The 18,331-nt window shown below is 60.1% G+C and carries 17 protein-coding genes; 10 read left to right on the top strand and 7 right to left on the bottom strand.

What is annotated here, in order from left to right:
• Positions 1-54 precede the first annotated feature (54 nt).
• Entirely contained in the window at positions 55-801 is a 747-nt protein-coding gene (locus ACTNDJ_RS00130; RefSeq protein WP_441063794.1) for an aspartate/glutamate racemase family protein, read from the top strand.
• Between the two features lie 194 nt (positions 802-995).
• On the opposite strand, the gene ACTNDJ_RS00125 is transcribed toward ACTNDJ_RS00130, so the two are convergent.
• From ACTNDJ_RS00125 to ACTNDJ_RS00105, 5 genes are all read right to left on the bottom strand, one after another.
• On the bottom strand, positions 996-1,742 hold the full coding sequence (locus ACTNDJ_RS00125; protein WP_441083168.1) for an energy-coupling factor transporter transmembrane component T family protein: 747 nt from the start codon (positions 1,740-1,742) through the stop codon (positions 996-998).
• Entirely contained in the window at positions 1,735-3,501 is a 1,767-nt protein-coding gene (locus ACTNDJ_RS00120; RefSeq protein ID WP_441083167.1) for an ABC transporter ATP-binding protein, read from the bottom strand. The genes ACTNDJ_RS00125 and ACTNDJ_RS00120 overlap by 8 nt, the downstream gene beginning before the upstream one ends.
• 168 nt (positions 3,502-3,669) lie before the next feature.
• Positions 3,670-4,239: a tryptophan transporter gene (locus ACTNDJ_RS00115; RefSeq protein WP_427794869.1), complete on the bottom strand. Its 570-nt coding sequence runs from the start codon at positions 4,237-4,239 to the stop codon at positions 3,670-3,672.
• A 144-nt stretch (positions 4,240-4,383) separates the two neighbouring features.
• Positions 4,384-4,614, bottom strand: coding sequence for a hypothetical protein (locus ACTNDJ_RS00110; RefSeq protein WP_441015732.1), 231 nt, complete (start codon positions 4,612-4,614; stop codon positions 4,384-4,386).
• 261 nt (positions 4,615-4,875) lie between these two features.
• Complete coding sequence (locus ACTNDJ_RS00105) at positions 4,876-5,793, bottom strand: diacylglycerol/lipid kinase family protein (RefSeq protein WP_427727874.1); 918 nt, start codon at positions 5,791-5,793, stop codon at positions 4,876-4,878.
• Positions 5,794-5,891: 98 nt separating this feature from the next.
• Between ACTNDJ_RS00105 and rnd the strand changes: the two genes are divergently transcribed.
• From rnd to ACTNDJ_RS00070, 7 genes are all read left to right on the top strand, one after another.
• Entirely contained in the window at positions 5,892-7,025 is a 1,134-nt protein-coding gene (gene rnd / locus ACTNDJ_RS00100; protein ID WP_154517283.1) for a ribonuclease D, read from the top strand.
• A 238-nt stretch (positions 7,026-7,263) separates the two neighbouring features.
• Positions 7,264-7,968, top strand: a complete 705-nt coding sequence (locus tag ACTNDJ_RS00095; protein WP_154517280.1) for a zinc metallopeptidase — start codon at positions 7,264-7,266, stop codon at positions 7,966-7,968.
• A gap of 115 nt (positions 7,969-8,083) precedes the next feature.
• Positions 8,084-9,535: an exodeoxyribonuclease VII large subunit gene (gene xseA / locus ACTNDJ_RS00090; protein WP_441083166.1), complete on the top strand. Its 1,452-nt coding sequence runs from the start codon at positions 8,084-8,086 to the stop codon at positions 9,533-9,535.
• 42 nt (positions 9,536-9,577) lie between these two features.
• Positions 9,578-9,844, top strand: a complete 267-nt coding sequence (xseB, locus tag ACTNDJ_RS00085) for an exodeoxyribonuclease VII small subunit (protein WP_006234311.1) — start codon at positions 9,578-9,580, stop codon at positions 9,842-9,844.
• 155 nt (positions 9,845-9,999) lie between these two features.
• On the top strand, positions 10,000-10,335 hold the full coding sequence (locus tag ACTNDJ_RS00080) for a histidine triad nucleotide-binding protein (RefSeq protein WP_035137921.1): 336 nt from the start codon (positions 10,000-10,002) through the stop codon (positions 10,333-10,335).
• A 147-nt stretch (positions 10,336-10,482) separates the two neighbouring features.
• Positions 10,483-11,661 (top strand): acetate/propionate family kinase, encoded by a 1,179-nt coding sequence (locus ACTNDJ_RS00075; protein ID WP_006234305.1) that lies wholly within the window; start codon positions 10,483-10,485, stop codon positions 11,659-11,661.
• A gap of 162 nt (positions 11,662-11,823) precedes the next feature.
• The gene (locus ACTNDJ_RS00070; RefSeq protein ID WP_441083165.1) at positions 11,824-13,002 is read left to right on the top strand and encodes an acetate/propionate family kinase; all 1,179 of its coding nucleotides are present in this window, start codon (positions 11,824-11,826) and stop codon (positions 13,000-13,002) included.
• 554 nt (positions 13,003-13,556) lie between these two features.
• On the opposite strand, the gene pta is transcribed toward ACTNDJ_RS00070, so the two are convergent.
• Positions 13,557-14,537, bottom strand: coding sequence for a phosphate acetyltransferase (gene pta, locus ACTNDJ_RS00065; protein WP_427718446.1), 981 nt, complete (start codon positions 14,535-14,537; stop codon positions 13,557-13,559).
• 231 nt (positions 14,538-14,768) lie between these two features.
• On the opposite strand from pta, the gene glf reads away from it, so the two are divergent.
• Together glf and ACTNDJ_RS00055 are read left to right on the top strand one after the other, a co-directional pair.
• Positions 14,769-15,971 (top strand): UDP-galactopyranose mutase, encoded by a 1,203-nt coding sequence (gene glf, locus ACTNDJ_RS00060; protein WP_427794426.1) that lies wholly within the window; start codon positions 14,769-14,771, stop codon positions 15,969-15,971.
• Positions 15,964-16,995: a glycosyltransferase family 2 protein gene (locus ACTNDJ_RS00055; RefSeq protein ID WP_427729077.1), complete on the top strand. Its 1,032-nt coding sequence runs from the start codon at positions 15,964-15,966 to the stop codon at positions 16,993-16,995. Before glf ends, ACTNDJ_RS00055 begins: the two co-directional genes overlap by 8 nt.
• A gap of 275 nt (positions 16,996-17,270) precedes the next feature.
• Here ACTNDJ_RS00055 and ACTNDJ_RS00050 read toward each other — a convergent pair whose 3' ends face one another.
• Entirely contained in the window at positions 17,271-18,272 is a 1,002-nt protein-coding gene (locus ACTNDJ_RS00050; RefSeq protein ID WP_441083164.1) for a P1 family peptidase, read from the bottom strand.
• Positions 18,273-18,331 lie beyond the last annotated feature (59 nt).

Below are 18,331 nucleotides of genomic sequence, written 5' to 3'. Positions count from 1 at the left end.
GACGGGCGCGGGTATGATACGCGCAATGGTGCGAGCGTCACCAAGGAGGCGGCGATGGAAAAGCTGGGAGTTATCGGCGGTATGGGCGCCGAGGCCACGTCGTATTACTACGACCAGGTGGTGCGTCACACGGCTGCTACCTGTGATCAGGAACATATCGACATGGTGGTGCTCTCTAAGTCGACCATGCCCGACCGCACGCTGGCCATTAAGACCGGCGACCATACCGAGCTGCTGGCGACCATGAAGGAATGCGCGCAGGCGCTCGAGACGCTGGGCTGCGCGCACATTGCCATTCCCTGCAACACGTCGCACTACTTCTACGATCAGATTCAGTCGTTTACCTCGGTCCCCATCATCCATATGCCGCGCGAGTCGGTGCGCTATGCGCTTGCCGGCGTGGTGATGGGGGAGTGTGAGTTCGACCCCAACTTGAGCATGCCGGCCGAGCCGGTGCGCAAGATCGGCATCATGGGTACCGATGGCACCGTGGGTGCCGGCGTCTACGGTCGCGAGTGCGAGGCAGCGGGCGTCGAAGTCGTTTATCCCAGCGAGAAGCGCCAGGCCGATGTGATGTCGCTTATTTACGATGATGTGAAGGCAGGACGCGAGCCCGATATGGATAAGTTTGACCGAGTGATGTGGGAGTTTGCCCGCAGCGGCTGCGACCGCGTCATTCTGGCCTGCACGGAGCTTTCGGTGCTGCAAAAGTATCGCGAGATGCCCGAGATCACCCTCGACGCCATGGACGTTTTGGTACGCGAGTCCATCATCCGCAGCGGCGCCCCCTACCGCCTGTAGCTCTCGACCTGCCAAAAAGGGACAGGTTTATTTTGGTAGGTTTTATCTGGGAAAACAGTAAAGGCCTCGGCTCGTTTGTGCGAGCCGAGGCCTTTTGCATTTGTCGGTTGCTGCTTGGTGCTGGAGCTTAAAGGACGAGACTGACATTTGCCCATATAAAACCGACCAAAATAAACCTGTCCCTTTTTGGCAGGTTAGAACAAGAATCCGAGGACGATGAGGGCAATGCTGGCAATAAGTATGGCAATGTCCATGCCCTTAATGGGATAGCGCTTGTACGAGCTCGCGCGCGTACGCAGATAAAAGCCACGTTGCTCGGCCGCCAGGGCAGTGGCATCGGTCTTGCCCACGGAGCTCACCAGCAGCGGCACGCAGAGCGGTAGCATGAGCTGGATCTTCTTGAGGGGGTTCTTGGTGTCGTATTCAACGCCGCGCGCGGTCTGCGCCTCCATGATGGCGTTCATCTCCTGGCTAAAGACCGGTACAAAGCGCAGTGCCGTGGTAAACGTGAACGCATAGCGGTACGGCACGTGCAGCACCTCCACGCAAGCGTTAGCGAGATCGCCGAGCTGCGTGATGGTGAGCATGAGGATGAGCGGCAGCGCCACGCCGAGCAGGCGAAGCGCCGCCTTGGTGCCGGTGATAAGACCATCTGTGGTAATCCAGGCAAAGATGGGGGCTCCGGTGCGGATAAAGGCGGTCTGCAGGACCAGCATGATTAGTGAGAGCGGCACCATGAGCTTGACGAGCGAGACTAGGCCTGCGGTCGATTTGGCGTAGATGCCCAAGATAAAAGTCAGCACAAGCAGGGCGATCAGGAGCATATAAGTGTCGCCGAGGAAGGTCGCCAAGATAATAGCCGCGGCCAGGGCTAGCTTGGTCACGGGGTTCAGCCGGTGCAGCAGTGAGTCTCCGGGCACGTAGTCGATCACGTTAGTCATGCTTGAGCATCTCCTTTACCAGGTCGACCAGATCGGAGACCTGACTGATTCCGGCGAATCGGGGCGAAACGTCGCGCGCGAGTTCTTTGGACAGGGCCACAACCTGCGGTGGCTCCACGTAGGCGGCGCGCATGAGGGCATCGTCGGCGAAGATCCGGTTCGCGTCGCCGCGCTCGAGGATGCGTCCGTCTGCCATGACTACCAGGCGCTGGGCAAAGTCCGAGACGACCTCCATGTCGTGGCACACCATGATCACGGCGCAGCCGCGCTCGGCCATCTCGCTCACCGTCTCCATCACGGTCATGCACTCGCGGTAATCGAGGCCGCTCGTGGGCTCATCGAGCAGAACCACCTGTGGATCGAGCACAACCACGGACGCTAGGGCGACCATCTGTCGCTGTCCGCGCGAAAGCGAGAACGGCGATTCGTCCAAGGGGAGCCCAAAGCGCTCCGCCGCCACCCGTGCACGCTGGCGGGCCACGTCGGTGCCGACACCGTGCAGTTCAAGACCAAAGGCAACCTCGTCGAGTACGGTGTCGCGGCAGAGCTGGCGGTCGGGGTTCTGGAACAGCGTCGCGCATTTTGCAGCGATCGCGCTGGTGGGGACGTCGGCGGTGTTCATCCCCGCCATACGCACGGTTCCCGACGCTGGATGCAGAAGGCCGTTCAACAGCTTGGTGAGCGTGGTCTTGCCAGCACCGTTCTGGCCGATGATGCCTACGAGCTCGCCGGGATAGACGCACATGTTGAGGTTGCTGACCGAGGCACCGCCATGGGGGTAGGCAAAGGTCACATCGGTGAGTTCGACTACTGGCTCCTGATTGACGCCGCGGGGGACCGCCGGGATATGGGGAGAGGTCTCGGGCACATCGGCGGGCGCGTCCTTGCTCGTTGCATCCGCAAGTAAGGACGAGATAAGCTGGTGCGCTTCGGAAACATTGAGGCAGGGCGCCTGATCGCTCGGCAACAGACCCACTTCTGCCAGGCTGTTCGCGATGCGCGCGACGCGGGGACTGTCGACGCCCATCTGGCGCAGCTCGCTTGCGTGGGCAAAGACCTGGTGGGGTTCGCCGTCAAACGCGAGCTTGCCGTCTGCCATGACGAGGACGCGGCTGCAGTATTTCGACAACAGCGCGACCTTCTGCTCGATAACAACCACGGTGATGCCGTGTTCGCGGTTGATCTGGCGCAGCGTGTCAAAAACGAGCGTGGAGCTTGCCGGGTCGAGCGCTGCCGTGGGCTCGTCGAGCACGAGCACGTTGGGCGCCATGGCGATGATCGCGGCGATTGCGACTTTCTGCTTCTGCCCGCCCGAAAGCGTGGCAATCTCGCGGTGGCGCAGGTCGCTAATGCCGACGGTCGTCAGCGTCTGGCTGATGCGCTCCTCGATTTGATCGTGCGGTATGCCAAAGTTCTCGAGGCCAAAGAGCATCTCGTCTTCAACGATGGGCGCAACCATCTGGGCATCGATGTCCTGCAGCACGCTTCCCACCACGCGCGAGATATCCGTGAGGGTGATCTCGCAGGTGTCGCGGTCATCGACGAGCGTGGCTCCAAAGAGCTGGCCGGTGTAATGGTGGGGGATGGCTCCGCTCATAACGGCGGCAAGCGTCGATTTGCCGGCGCCTGAGGGGCCGATGACGCCCACAAACTCACCCTTTTCGATGGCGAGTGAGACGTGATCGAGGGCATTCTGCGCCTCGTGCCCATAGGAAAATGAGACGTCATCGAGCTTGATGATGGTATTGCTGGAGCTCATGGGGGCCTTTCTATCGTAAAAGAGCACCGGCCGCAAAACGACCGGCGGTCTACATGGTAGCAAGTATTACTACTTGGACTTGGAGAAGACCTTCTTGAGCGGAACGCTGAGGGCCTGGACCAGGATGGCGTTGAAGACGGCGGTGCCTGCGTGTGGCCTGTCAGCTACTTAGTCGTTAAGCTTGAGGGCCTTCTTAATGGGGATGTAGAGGGCGGTCACGATGATGGCGTTGGCAACACCGGTGGCGACGACGACAGGAGCCATGACGCCCATGAAAGCCGGGTTGTTCATGACGCCAAAGGAGAAGATCGCCGCGTAGATCATGCCGGAGATGAAGGTGACAACAAAGGTGCTGACGAGCGGGAGCAGACCCTTGACCTTGGAGTCGGCGAGCACGGAGACGAGCAGAGCCATGACCATGGCGGCGACGGGCTCGGCGATCAGGTCGGGGCCCTTGACGGAGGCGGTGATTTGGATTACCACGCCGGCGAGGAGGCCGATAATCGCGGATTGGCCGATGTTGGGCTTGACGATGAGAATCTCGAGGCAGAAAGCCGCGATGATGAACTCGGGCGAGAGGAAGCCTCCGGTGAGGCCGCTAAAGAACTTGGAGACGGTCATGTTGAGGACGAAACCGGCGGCGAGGAGGATGGCATAGAGAGTGAGTGCCTTGAGGTCGAGTTTGCCGCGGTCAGTGGTCTGGACGGTGCGGGGCTGGGCGGTGGTGTTCTGAGACATGTTGAAAATCCTTTCGGAAGGGGAGTGCAAGGGAAAAGCGGAGGCGCGTGATGCGAATGCGATCGGGCTCGAGATAGAAAAAGGCCCCCGGTCGAAACCGGAGGCCTTTCAATCACCTAGAGCGCAAAAACAGGCGTGAGGGACTCACTGTCGACCGATCGTATTCGCATCACGCCACCACCAGTTGTTGAGGGACTTCATCGCGTTCTTCATCTTGGTGGCTCCTTTCGTGATGCCATGGCGCAGTCGCACCTTGTTTCTGTTGCGTTGCACTATAGCACAGCAAAGTGTTTGCGGGGAATCTTTTTTGAAAGATTTCAGCGACGTTTCCCGCCGGTCGAAGGGGCGGGCTGAGCGGGGGGCGACCTTGGCCATCCCGCCCGCGCCTTAAGGTGTGGGGTTCTTAGGCCTTCTTGCGACGATAGATCACGAAGCCACAGACACCGATGATGATGGCGCCAACACCCATGGCGGCCATGTTGTTGCCCTTGGACTTCTCCTCGGTGATTGGATGAATATCATACCAATGTGGATTTACTTCTTTCGGCGGTGAATCAGGTTGATGGCGTAGCCCACGAGCAGGGCCAGAACGATGACGATAAAGCCAAGGATAGGGTTGTCGTTCACGGGGCTCTCCTATTTTCCGAGTGGTGAGAATTCGTCGACGATGAGGTCGAGGCATTGCGGAAGCGCGCGGGCGCCAAAGACACCGGAGTTGCTGGAGATGATCTCGCCATCGAACTGCATACCCAGCGACGGCGTGCAGGTAATCTTGGCTTCCTTGGTCTGGATAATCTTAAACTGCGGGCGGCCGAGCACCTTGCCGGCGGGGTCGAGCGCGGCGGTGATCACCGTGGGGAGCAGCTGCACCGTGCGCACGGGTTCAATAACGACGATGTCGACCATGCCGTCGTTCATGCGGCAGTTGGGGAACAGGTTGATGTCGTTTTGGATGACTGAGGTATTGCCCGCCATGCAGCAGATGCCGTCGAGCTCCTCGACCATGCCGTCGTGTTCAATGGTAAAGTGCGCCACCGTGGGGTTGGGCGTGGCGAGCGCGGAGAGGAAGTAGGCGATCTCGCCAATGTCGTTTTTGGTGGGAGCGGCCTTCATCATGATCTCGGCGTCGAAGCCCGAGCCGGCGATGATGATAAAGCCGTGGCGCTTCTCGTTACCGTTCTCGTCGATCCAAAAGAGCTCACCCATGTCCACCTTGACCGTGCGGCCGGCGCGGCAAGCCTTGGCAAGCGCCGCCGCCTCGGGGGCATTACCGATGTTGTTAAAGAACAGGCAGGCCGTGCCGGAGGGGAAGATGAGCGTAGGGACACCGCACCCGCGCATCTGGTCGAGCACGTTGGAGACGGTGCCGTCGCCGCCCGAAACGACTACGCGGTCGAACTCACGAACGTCCGCTACCGCGTCCTCGGGCTCCATGCCATCGCCGATAAAGCGCATTACGACCTCGTCGCCGCCCTGTGCAAGAGCGTGCGTGAATGCGTAGATTTCATCGGAGCTGGGACCCGATGCCGGGTTGTGGATGATAAGGCAGCGCATACTTACGTTCCCGTTCTGTGACTAACCGAGTATAGTTGTAGGGCAATGCCGATATCCTACCCGTGTTTTTCGGGCCTAACCTTATTCGATGGGTTGATATGTACATTTCCACACATCAGGCTCTACTCGACTTTTGTCAGCGCGCTCGTGAGTTCGACGCGATTGCCGTCGATACCGAGTTTTTGCGCGAGCGCACGTTTCATCCGCGCCTGTGTCTGGTTCAGATTGCCACCCCTGCCGAGAGCGTCGCGGTCGATCCTTTGGTGATCGACGACTTATCGCCGCTGGCCGAGCTTATGGCCGACGAGAGCGTGGTCAAGGTCTTCCACGCCTGCTCGCAGGATATGGAGGTCATGCTCCACACCGTGGGTGCGCTGCCGCGACCGATTTTTGACACGCAGGTTGCCGCCGCCTTTTTGGGCGAGCGCCAGCAGATTTCCTACGGCGCGCTCGTTCAGACGTTCTGCGGCGTATCGCTGCCCAAGACCGAGTCGCTGACCGATTGGTCGCGCCGCCCGCTGAGCGATAAGCAGATTGAGTACGCGATCGATGACGTCAAGTATCTGATCGTCGCCTATACCGAGATGATGAGCCGCCTGCGTGAGCTGGGCCGTGTGGATTGGGTGCTCGACGAGTTGCGCCCGCTGGCCGACGAGTCGCACTACCGCGCCGACCGCCATGAGGCATTCCGCAAGGTCAAGCGCATCAACTCGTGTAGCCGCCATCAGCTGGGCATTGCGCGCGAGCTTGCCGCCTGGCGCGAGGACCGCGCCGAGCGCCGCAACATCCCGCGCAAGTGGGTCATGTCCGACGATACGCTGCTGGCGCTCGTCAAGCGCAATCCTGTGCGCGTTGAGGAGTTCCGCAGCATCCGCGGCACCGATCAACTGGGGGAGCGCGATGTGGACGGCGCGCTCATGGCCATCAAACGCGGCGCGAGCTGCCCGCACGATCGCCTGCCGCTCATGGTGCGCGGACATCGCCAGATCTCTCCGGAGCTGGAGAGCGTGACGGATCTCATGTACGCGCTCATTCGCCTGGTTGCCGAGCGTTCGGGCGTGGCGACCTCGGTAATTGCCTCGCGCGATGACCTAGCCGACTATATTGAGCATCCCGAGCAGAGCCCTTTGCGCGAAGGTTGGCGCTTTGAGCTTGTGGGCTCGCGCCTGGACGATCTGCTCTCGGGCAACATGGGCTTGACGGTGAAGGACGGCAAAATCGAGCTCCTGTAGGTATATGGTTACGCGGTTTTACCAAACCGCGTAACAGCTCGACGCTGCAAACGGCCGAGAGCGGCAATCTGACGTTCAATCGTCGCTCGCGTACCAAAGTACGCGTCGCCTCTCTTTCACGTTACCTTGCTCGCTCTCGGCCGTTTTCACTGACATTGCCAAAACATCGATGTTGATTTGCTGGTCAGTCGAATGGGTAGAATGCCTCCAACGTGTAACTCGATTCGGAGGAATTCGCATGCCCTATTACTATGGTTATGGCTTTGGCATCGACCCGCTGTACCTGCTGGTCGTCCTTGTTTGTACGGTGCTCGGTCTTGCCGCGCAGAGCTATATCAACTCGACGTATAAAACCTGGTCCAAGGTTCGCTCGGACGGCGACACGGGCGCTGCGGTCGCGCGCCGCATGCTCGACGCCAGCGGTTGCAATGCCGTGGGTATCAAGGGCGTCGCCGGTGAGCTCACCGACCATTACAACCCGCAGGATAACAACCTGTATCTCTCGGATGCCAACCGTTCGGGCGGATCGGTCGCAAGCGTTGCCGTCGCCTGCCACGAGGCGGGCCACGCCGCCCAGCGCCAAAGCGGCTATGCCATGATGAAGGTGCGCACTGCCCTGGTCCCGGTCGTCAACTTTACCCAGAACACCTGGACCATCGTGCTACTCATGGGCCTGTTTATGAACATCGCGGGACTCACGACCCTCGCGCTGATCTTCTTCTCGTTTAGTGTGTTGTTCCAGCTGGTTACGCTGCCGGTCGAGATTGATGCCAGCCGCCGCGCCGTGGCGTACATCGAGCGGTCGGGCATGAGTTCCAAGCAGGTCAACGGTGCCAAGAAGGTCCTGACGGCAGCCGCGCTTACCTATGTTGCCGCAGCGCTCACCTCGATCATTCAGCTGCTCTACCTGATGGCTCGCTACAACAGAAACTCCAACCGATAACAAATTGGCTTGACAGGCGCCGCGGGGATTTGTGTCCCCGCGGCGCTGTACTATGTGTTGGACTTGAATTTGCGCAGGGCTGGAGCCTTTGTGCACGATAACGAAAGGAGGCTGCGTGGCAGGCTGGAATCTAACCGGCAATGCTGTTTCCGCCGAGTTTGACGGCTCGGACGATCGGGAGCGCAAGGAACTCAGCGTGAGCCAGGCGGTGGAGATCGCCGCCGGTGCACTCGATGCTATTCCGCAGCTGAGTGTCTTGGGCGAGGTCACGGGCTTCCGTGGCCCCAATGCCCGAAGCGGCCACTGCTACTTCCAGATTAAGGACGATTCGGCCGCCGTTGACTGCATCATTTGGAAGGGTGCCTATCTCAAGCGCACGTTCGATCTGCGCGACGGCATGCAGGTGAGCTTTAAGGGTAGCTTCAATCTCTATAAGCCCACGGGCCGCATGAGTTTTGTCGCCCGCTCGTTTTCGCTGGCGGGGGAGGGTCTGCTGCGTCAACAAGTGGCGCAACTGGCCGAAAAGCTGAGCCGCGAGGGCCTGATGGACGAAGCGCGCAAGCGCCGCATCCCGGTGTTCTGCTCGCGTGTGGCGGTCGTCACCTCGCTTTCGGGTGCCGTAATCGATGACGTCAAGCGCACATTGCGTCGTCGCAACCCACTCGTCGAGCTCGTTTGCGTGGGTGCCAAGGTTCAAGGCGAGGGTGCGCCGGCAGAACTTATTGAAGGCTTGCGTCGCGCCGCTTCCATAACGCCGGCGCCTGACTGTATTTTGCTGGTGCGCGGCGGCGGCTCCTTCGAGGACCTCATGACCTTTAACGACGAGGAGCTTGCCCGCGCGGTGGCGGCTTGTCCTGTGCCCGTGGTGACCGGCATTGGCCATGAGCCCGATACCTCGATTTGCGACATGGTGAGCGATCGCCGCGCCTCCACGCCCACGGCGGCGGCAGAATCGGTGGCGCCGGCTATGACGGAGTTGGCCGACGTGCTCGAGACGCGCCATCAGCGTCTGGGCGCCGCGATGGCTTCGATGATCGGGTCGGATCAGGTTGATCTGGAAATGCTCGATCAGCGTGGTCGCCGCGCTTGGGACACCTATACGGCCCGTCTGGGCGATGCGCTCGATGCCGCCGCACGCCGTCCGTGCCTCAACGACCCCACATTTATGGTCGAGCGTCGCGAGTCCGAGCTTGCCCTGACGGCCGATCGCCTGTCCGGCGCCATAACGCGTTCGGTTGGGGCCTTCCGCTCCGACTTTGAGCGCCTGCCTGAGCGTCTGGTTGCAAGCACCTCGGGGCTCGATGGCAAGCGCCATGCGCTCACGCTTGCGAGCTCCCGTCTGGAGCATCAGGGGCGCACGATGCTCAGCAAGCCCGCGTCCGACCTGGGCCGAGCTGCTGCGTCGCTCGATGCCTTGTCGCCGCTCAAGGTGCTTGCCCGCGGTTACTCCATCGCGTACAGCGATGACGGTGTGGCTACGAGCGCCAAGACCTTTAAGCCCGGCGACGCCATCCGCGTGCGCATGGCGGACGGCAACGTGGCAGCAACGGTCGATACGGTCGAGTAGGCCGCGTTTCATAGTGATAGACCTTTAGGAAAGGAAATAGATATGGCAGAGAAGACCCCGGTCGAGCAGCTTACGTACAAGCAGGCCTCGCAGGAGCTGGAACTCATCATCCGCAGCCTGGAGTCGGGCGACATGGAGCTCGAGGAGTCGCTCGAGAGCTATACCCGCGGCGTCGAGCTCCTCAAGAGCCTACGCACCCGCCTGTCCGATGCCGAGCAGAAGGTCTCGGTGCTCCTTAAGGACGTCGACGGCAACGACGTGCTCGCCGACGGCGAAGCCGCCAACACCGACGACAACCTCTCGTTCTAACCACCTCGCAGCCTACTTTGGGGTAGTCTTTTTGGGACGGGGCTTTTTTGACTACCCTTGCGCGACGGCTCGCCAGGTGCCTGCGCTTGCGAAAAAGTAGTCAAAAAAGCCCCGTCCCAAAAAGACTACCTTGGTCTGTGAGAAAGGAACCAACCATGTGTGATTGCATCTTCTGCAAAATTGCCAACCACGAGATCCCCTCGACCGTTGTCTATGAGGACGATCAGGTCATCGCGTTCGACGACCTCAACCCCCAGGCGCCGGTCCACACGCTCGTAATCCCCAAGAAGCACTACAGCGACATCGCCGACAACGTGCCTGCCGAGACTATGGGCGCCATGGCTCACGCCATCCAGGAGGTCGCCAAGGCCAAGGGTCTGGAGGACGGCTTCCGCGTCATCTCCAACAAGGGCGTCAACGCCGGCCAGACCGTCATGCACTTCCACATGCACGTCCTCGGCGGCAAAAACCTGGGCGAGAACCTCATCTGAGGGCGCTTCTTCCGTGGGATGAGGCGAAAGCTTAGGCACCGATAACTTATATATCAACGCAATAAACCCGAGCGCGAGGGCGTTTGGGTTTATTATTGAAGCGTATGTAACCTGGCGGCGCCACACCGCCTGTTAGTAGGGAGACACATGAACGTTCTGGTCGTCAACGCAGGATCTTCGACCCTTAAGTATCAGGTCATCGATACCAAGTCTCACAAGGTGTCCGCGAAGGGCTCCTGCGAGCGCGTTTGCTTTACCGGCGGTACCTTCACCCACGCTGCCAACGGTTCCAAGAAGGTGACCGAGAACATCGAGTTCCCCGACCACAAGGTCGCCATCGAGGTCGTCCTGAAGGACCTCGAGGCCAACGGCGTCAAGATTGAGGGCATCGGCCACCGTATCGTTCAGGGCGGCTGGTACTTCGGCGATTCCTCCCTCGTCGACGAGGACGTTCTCGCCAAGATCCGCGAGGTCGCTCCGCTCGCCCCGCTGCACAACAACCCCGAGGCCAACGTTATCGAGTACTGCCTCGAGCAGTATCCCGACCTGCCCAACGTCACGGTCTATGACACCGCTTTCCACTTCAACATGCCCGAGGTCGCCAAGACCTACGCCCTGCCCAAGGACGTCTGCGACAAGCTGCACATCCGTAAGTATGGCGCCCACGGCACCAGCTACCGCTATATCTCCAAGAAGGTTGCCGAGATGACCAACGGCGAGGCTCGCAAGGTCGTCGTGTGCCATATCGGCTCCGGCGCTTCCCTGTGCGCCATCGAGGACGGCAAGTGCATGGACACCACCATGGGCTTGACGCCGCTCGACGGTGTCATGATGGGCACCCGCTGCGGCTCCATCGACCCTGCTACCGTGTGCTACCTGCAGCGCGAGGGCGGCTACACCTTCGACGAGGTCGACGAGATGATGAACAAGAAGTCCGGCCTTTTGGCTGTGACCGGCGGCAAGACCAACGACTGCCGCAACGTTGAGGAGCTCGCCGCTGCCGGCGACCCCGAGGCCCAGCTCGCCTTCGACATGTTTGTCTACAAGATTGCCGCCAAGGCCGCCGAGATGGCCACTTCCATGTGCGGCATGGACACTCTGGTCTTTACCGCCGGCATCGGCGAGCACGCTCCGGCCGTCCGCGCCGGCGTTGCCGACCGTCTGGCCTTTATGGGCGTTAAGATGGATCATGCCCGCAACGCCCTGCGTGGTGACGGCGCTTGGTGCCTGTCCGCCAAGGATTCCAAGGTCAAGATCTTCGTCATCCCCACGGATGAGGAGTTCATGATCGCTTCCGACGTTGAGCGCATCGTCAACGGCAAGTAATTGCAAGAGGGGAGGGCTGGACGACCGAGCGCCGTTCGGCCCTTCTTTTGCGCTCGTTGGGCGATATGCTGATAGCTATTTATCAAGATATGATAACTTCTTATTAACATGCGGCCGCCTTAAGGGGTCTGCGTCGACCGTATTGCACTGCAAAGGAGTCTCATGAACGTACTTGTTGTCAACGCCGGCAGCTCAAGCCTTAAATATCAGCTTTTGGATACCGATACCCGCAAGGTTTTCGCCAAGGGCAACTGCGAGCGTATCGGATCGGACATGGGCATCTTTGGCCACTCCGAGAACGGTGGCGCCAAGCAGACCGAGGAGGTTCCTTTCCCCGATCACCGTTCGGCTATCGCACGTGTGCTCGAGGAGCTTGAGAAGACCGACTTTACGATTGATGGCATTGGGCATCGTATCGTTCAGGGCGGCTGGCACTTCGATGATTCCGCAGTTGTCGACGACGAGGTTATGGCCAAGATTCTTGAGGTGGCACCGCTTGCTCCGCTGCACAACTACGGCGAGGCCGCGGCAATCGAATATTGCCGCGAGAAGTATCCGGAGCTGCCCAACGTGGCCGTCTTCGACACCTCGTTCCACATGACTATGCCCGAGGTCGCCTACACCTACGCGCTGCCCAAGGACGTGTGCGACAAGTACCACGTGCGCAAGTACGGCGCACACGGTACGAGCCACCGCTACGAGTGGATGATGGCCAAGGAGATCCTGGGCTCGCGCTGCCACCGTCTGCTTTCGTGCCATCTGGGCAACGGTGCTTCGCTCGCCGCCATCGAGGACGGCGTGTGCCGCGACACCACGATGGGCCTCACGCCGCTCGATGGCCTGATGATGGGCACCCGTTGTGGTTCCATTGACCCGGCTACCGTGTGCTACCTGCAGCGTGAGGGCGGCTACAGCTATCAAGAAGTCGATGACATGATGAACAAGCAGTCTGGTCTGCTTGCCATCTCGGGTATCTCCAACGACGCCCGCGACATCCGCACGCGCGCCTCCGAGGGCGATGAGCGCTGCCTGCTCGCCTTCGATATGTTCGCCTACAAGGCCATGCAGCAGGCCGGTTCCATGATCGCATCCATGGCGGGCGTGGATACCATCACCTTTACCGCCGGCATCGGCGAGAACGACTGGTCGATCCGCAAGGCCTTCTGCGACTGCTTTGAGTGGCTGGGCGTGCGCATCGACAACAACAAGAACCGCGAGGCCGTGGGCAACGGCCCGCAGGTCATCAGCGCCGCCGGTTCCGCCGTCACCGTCATGGTCATCCCCACCGACGAGGAATACATGATCGCCCACGACGTCGAGCGTCTGACCGCGAACAACTAGCGCGCCGATTGCATGTAAATGAAAGGCCTCCGAAGCAACAGCTCCGGAGGCCTTTTTTACTAGCAGAAGGACAGCGGAAACTCCATCCCGTTTCGAGCACAAATTCTGGGACACGCTTTCCGGTTGAGGCACGTTGCGGAAAATACGACCTACAACAAAGCAAAATTCCGTCCCACAGTTTCCCAAACAGCCCCCAAGTGGAAGCTGCATCCCACAATCCGCCTCCAAACCGGGACACGCTTTCCGGTGGGCCAGACATCGAACCGCAGCCAACATTTCGCATCCAAAGTGATTGCCGCCATCAACGTCTGCACTTTCAGCAACGGCACCCATCCATTCAGATTCTCAGCCCCAGCTCGTAGCCAAGCCGCCGTCCACTCCAGATGCCCTGATTGCTGCGTTGCGGTAGAAGGCCGTACGGGCTAACCCCTGAAAACAATCCGCAGACCAGATACGCCCCCGTTCGTAGCTCCGGAGGAGCAGAACGGGGGCGTTTCATTGGTCGAGGACGTTTTCAGGGGTTAGCCCGTACGGCCTTCGGGCGAGTGCGTCCGCTACTCAGCCATCTGAGCCTGGACGGCGGTGATGGCTACGACACCCACGATGTCGTCGGCAGAGCAGCCGCGCGAAAGGTCGTTAACCGGCTTGGCGATGCCCTGCAGGATGGGGCCGTAGGCGTCGGCGCCGGCGAAGCGCTGGACCAGCTTGTAGCCGATGTTGCCGGCCTCGAGGTCGGGAAACACGAGCACGTTGGCCTTGCCGGCAACGGAGGAGCCGGGAGCCTTGAGCTGGGCGACGTTGGGGACGATGGCGGCGTCGAGCTGCAGGTCGCCATCGATGGCGAGCTCGGGAGCCTTCTCCTTGCAGAACTTCACGGCCTCCTGAACCTTCTTGGCGACCTCGCCGCCGGCGGAACCCATGGTGGAGTAGGAGAGCATGGCCACGTGCGGCTCAACGTTGCCCATGAAGGTGGACCAAGAGTGAGCGGAGGCGATGGCGATCTCGGAGAGCTCATCGGAGGACGGGTTGATGTTGAGGCCGCAGTCGGCGAAGATCAGCGTGCCGTCGGTGCCGAACTGCGGGGTGTCGGTGCACATCACAAAGAAGGCCGAGACCAGCTTGGTGCCCGGGGCGGTCTTGAGGATCTGCAGCGCGGGGCGCAGAGTGTCGGCGGTGGAGTGGCAGGCGCCGGAGACCAGGCCATCGGCATCGCCCATCTTGACCATCATGGTGCCAAAGTAGGTGGCGTCCATCACCTGGGCGCGAGCCTGCTCGATGGTGACGCCCTTCTTGGCGCGGAGCTCGGCAAACTTCTGCGCGTACTCCTCGTGCTTCTCGGCATTGCGCGGGTCGATGACGGTAGCGCCGGGAACGTTAATCTCGTCGGGGTTGCCCAAGATGACGATCTTTGCCAAGCCCTCCTCGATGATCTTGGTAGCTGCGATGATGGTGCGCGGATCTTCGCCCTCGGGCAGGACGATCGTCTTAAGGTCGGCCTTGGCGGCAGACTTCATACGGTTTAGGAAATCGCTCATGTTACTCCTTACAAGCGTTTCGCTAAGCTCCAGGCACCCGGCTGTCCACGAATAAACCCGCTGCTAGCGGGTTTACCTTTTAAATATGTACGCCGGGGTGCTTGAGCTTTCCTTGTGTGGCAAGCTCATTATAGGACGCATTAGCGCTATAATCGCTCTGATAAATATGTCTCGAAGAATGTTCGAGAAAAGCCCAGCTAACGAGCCCGTGGCTTTTGACAAGGAGTATCGATGCAGATTACCTCAGGCCTGCCTGAAGGCTTTAACGCCGGCGCATACGACATGATTGTCGTCGGTGCCGGGTATGCCGGTGCCGTTTGTGCCCGCCGTCTTGCCGAGACCATCGGCTATCGCGTTGCCGTTTTGGAGCGCCGTGGCCACATTGCGGGCAATGCTTACGACTGCTTTGATGAGGCCGGGATCCTGGTCCACGAGTATGGTCCGCACATTTACCATACCTTTAACGAGCGCGTCCACAATTTTCTGTCGCGCTTTACCAAGTGGACGGACTACCAGCACAAGGTGCTCGCCAACATCAACGGCACCCTTATGCCCGTGCCCTTTAACCACGCGAGCCTCAAGCTCGCCTTTGGCGATGAGCGCGGCGAGGAGCTGTATCAGAAGCTCGTGGAGACCTTTGGCAAGGACGTCAAGGTGCCCATCATGGAGCTGCGCAAGAAGAACGACCCGGATCTTGCCGAGGTCGCCGATTACGTCTACGAGAACGTCTTTTTGCATTACACCATGAAGCAGTGGGGCCAGACGCCCGACCAGATCGATCCCTCGATCACCGGCCGCGTTCCCGTCTTTGTGGGCGACGATGACCGCTATTTCCCGCAGGCTCCCTTCCAGGGCATGCCGCAGGACGGCTATACCGCGTTGTTCGAGCATATGCTCGACCACGATCTGATTGATGTGTTCTGCGACGTGGACGCCCGCGACCTCTTTGAGATTGACGAGACCACCGTCAAGATCGACGGCAAGGTCTATGGCGGCGAGATCGTCTACACCGGTCCGCTCGACGAGCTGTTCAACCTCGACTTGGGCGCTCTGCCGTACCGTACGCTCGACATGAAGTTCGAGACGCTCGATATGGATCAGTTCCAGCCCGTGGGCACCGTCAACTACACCACGAGCGAGGATTACACGCGTATCACCGAGTTCAAGAACATGACTGGTCAGGTCCTGCCCGGCAAGACCACCATCATGAAGGAGTATTCCAAGTCCTATACGCCCGGCTCGGGCGAGACGCCCTATTACGCCATTCTGGAGCCCAAGAACCGCGAGCTCTATGAGCGCTATCTTGAGCGCGTCCAGAACCTGACGAACTTCCACCCGGTGGGTCGCCTGGCTGAGTATCGTTACTACGATATGGATGCCGTGACCAACTCTGCCCTCGATCTTTCGGATGAGATTATCGCCTGCCATGCATAAAGTCATATCATTCGGTATTCCCTCGTATAACGCCGCCAAGGACATGGACCATTGCATCACCTCCATTCTGGAGGGGAGCGATTACGCCACCGATATCGAGATCATCATCGTCGATGACGGTTCCAAGGACGAGACGGCAGCTAAGGCCGATGAGTGGGAGGCGCGTTATCCCGGTATCATCCGCGCGGTGCATCAGGAGAACGGCGGTCACGGCATGGCTGTCCTCTCGGGCCTGCGCGAGGCGCAGGGCACCTACTACAAGGTCGTCGACTCGGATGACTGGCTCGACGGTGCGGCGCTTTCGACCATGCTTTCGATTCTGCGTGGCTTTGAGGAGCGCGACCAGCGCGTCGATCTGTTTATCTCGAACTATGTGTACGAGAAGGTTTACGAGGGTACGCATACCGCTATTGGTTACAAGTTTGCCCTGCCGCGCAAAAAGATCTTTACCTGGGACCAGATTGGCCATTTCCGTCTGGACCAGAATTTGCTCATGCACAGCCTGTGTTATCGCACGGATGTTCTGCGCGCGTCCAATCTGCCTATGCCGCCGCACACGTTCTATGTCGACAATATCTACGCCTATGTGCCGCTGCCGCGCTGCAAGACCATGTACTACGCCGATATCGACCTCTATCGTTACTTTATCGGTCGCGAGGGCCAGAGCGTCAACGAGGCCACGATGGTCAAACGTCTGGACCAGCAGTTTCGCGTGACGCGCATTATGATGGAGTCGTTCCATCTGTACAGCGATGTCGAGTCGTCGCGTCTGCGCGCGTACATGATGGGCTATTTCACCATGATGATGGCAATTTGTTCGGTGCTTACCAAGCTTTCCGATGAGGATTGCGCCGACGAGCGCCTGACGACATTGTGGAGTGATTTGAAGGCCTACGATGAGCGTATGTATCGTCGTGCACGCTACGGTGTGGTCGGCTTCTTTACCAACCTGCACGGGCGGGCTGGAGACAAAACCACACTCGGCCTATACCGCCTTGCTTCAAAGATCTTCAAATTCAACTAGCTGTTGAGTAATCGCTGCTGATAGGTTGACTGGGCCCCTTGGCCTTTGCTATAAGAATCGATTGTCAGGCTGCCTGAATTTGAAGATCTTGGACGCGCGGTACATAGGGGCCTGGGCTGAAAGAGATCTTGTTGAGTAGGTTGCCCGGTTGGTCTTGGTTATGTTTGTCGCGAGTTCCGCACGAGCCGAAGAGCACTTAATGTGCTCTTCGTGCGAGCCAGGACTGTAGAGCAGCAAACATAACCAAGACCAACCGGGCAACCGGACGAGCTAGTTTACTTCGCAACGCCGGGGATGCCGTGGGATGTTTTGGCGGTTTTGGCTCCGTTTACGATGGCGGTTTCCAGGGCCCTTACGGCGAGCATGCCCAGCAGGTCTAGGGGAACGGCGGCGCTTGCCTGGCTGCCCAGCTTGCCGCTGGCAAGGGTGTAGATGGTGTCACCGTCGTTGGTGGTGTGTGTGGGGCGGATGGCGTGTGCATAGGCGTCTGCGGCCATCTGGGAGACCTTGGTGGCCTGGGCCTTAGTGAGCTCCACGTTGGTGACGATGCAGCTGATGGTGGTGTTGGTGCGGTCGAGTGGCATTTTCATAGAGCCGGCGGCGGCAAGGGCGGCGAGCTCCATGTCGACGATCTGGTCGCTATCGGCTGCGGCGCGCATGCCGGCCACCCACTCGCCGGTGGTCGGGTCGACCACGTTGCCACAGGCGTTGACCGAGACCACGGCGCCCACCTTGACGGTGCCGAGTGTCACGGCAGCAGCTCCAAGGCCAGCCTTCATGCAGGTGGCGGGCCCCATGAGCTTGCCTACGGTGGCGCCGGTGCCGGCACCTACATTGCCCTGCTCGAGTGTGGTGGGGGTATGGTCGAGCGCCTCGCGCACGGCGGCGATACCGGCCTCAATGTCGGGACGCACGGTGGGATCGCCAAAGGCGAGGTCGAAGATGCAGCTGGAACACACGATGGGCACCTGCGTGGGGCCGACGGGCAGGCCGATGCCGCGGCTCTCGAGTTCGCGGGCCACGCCGCTTGCCGCTTCGAGACCAAAGGCCGAGCCGCCCGAAAGGCAGACGGCGTGGACCTTATCGACGGTGTTCTCGGGACGCAGCAGATCGGTCTCGCGCGAAGCGGGAGCGCCACCACGTACGTCAATGCCGCCGGTGGCACCCTCGGGCGCCACGATTACGGTGCAGCCGGTGCCGGCCTCTTTGTCTGTATAGTTGCCAAAGCAAAAGCCATCGACATCGCAAACGTCAATGGCTTCGAGCAGGGTGTCCATGTTTTCTCCTATCGGTTTTCCGCCGGGCCTTATGCTCGGTCGGGATCCGTACGGTACGG

Source organism: Collinsella sp. HCP3S3_D1 (assembly GCF_052064015.1).
Taxonomy (GTDB): domain Bacteria; phylum Actinomycetota; class Coriobacteriia; order Coriobacteriales; family Coriobacteriaceae; genus Collinsella.
Note: the sequence above shows the minus strand (reverse complement) of the source record. Positions and strands in the feature narration are given on the sequence as shown.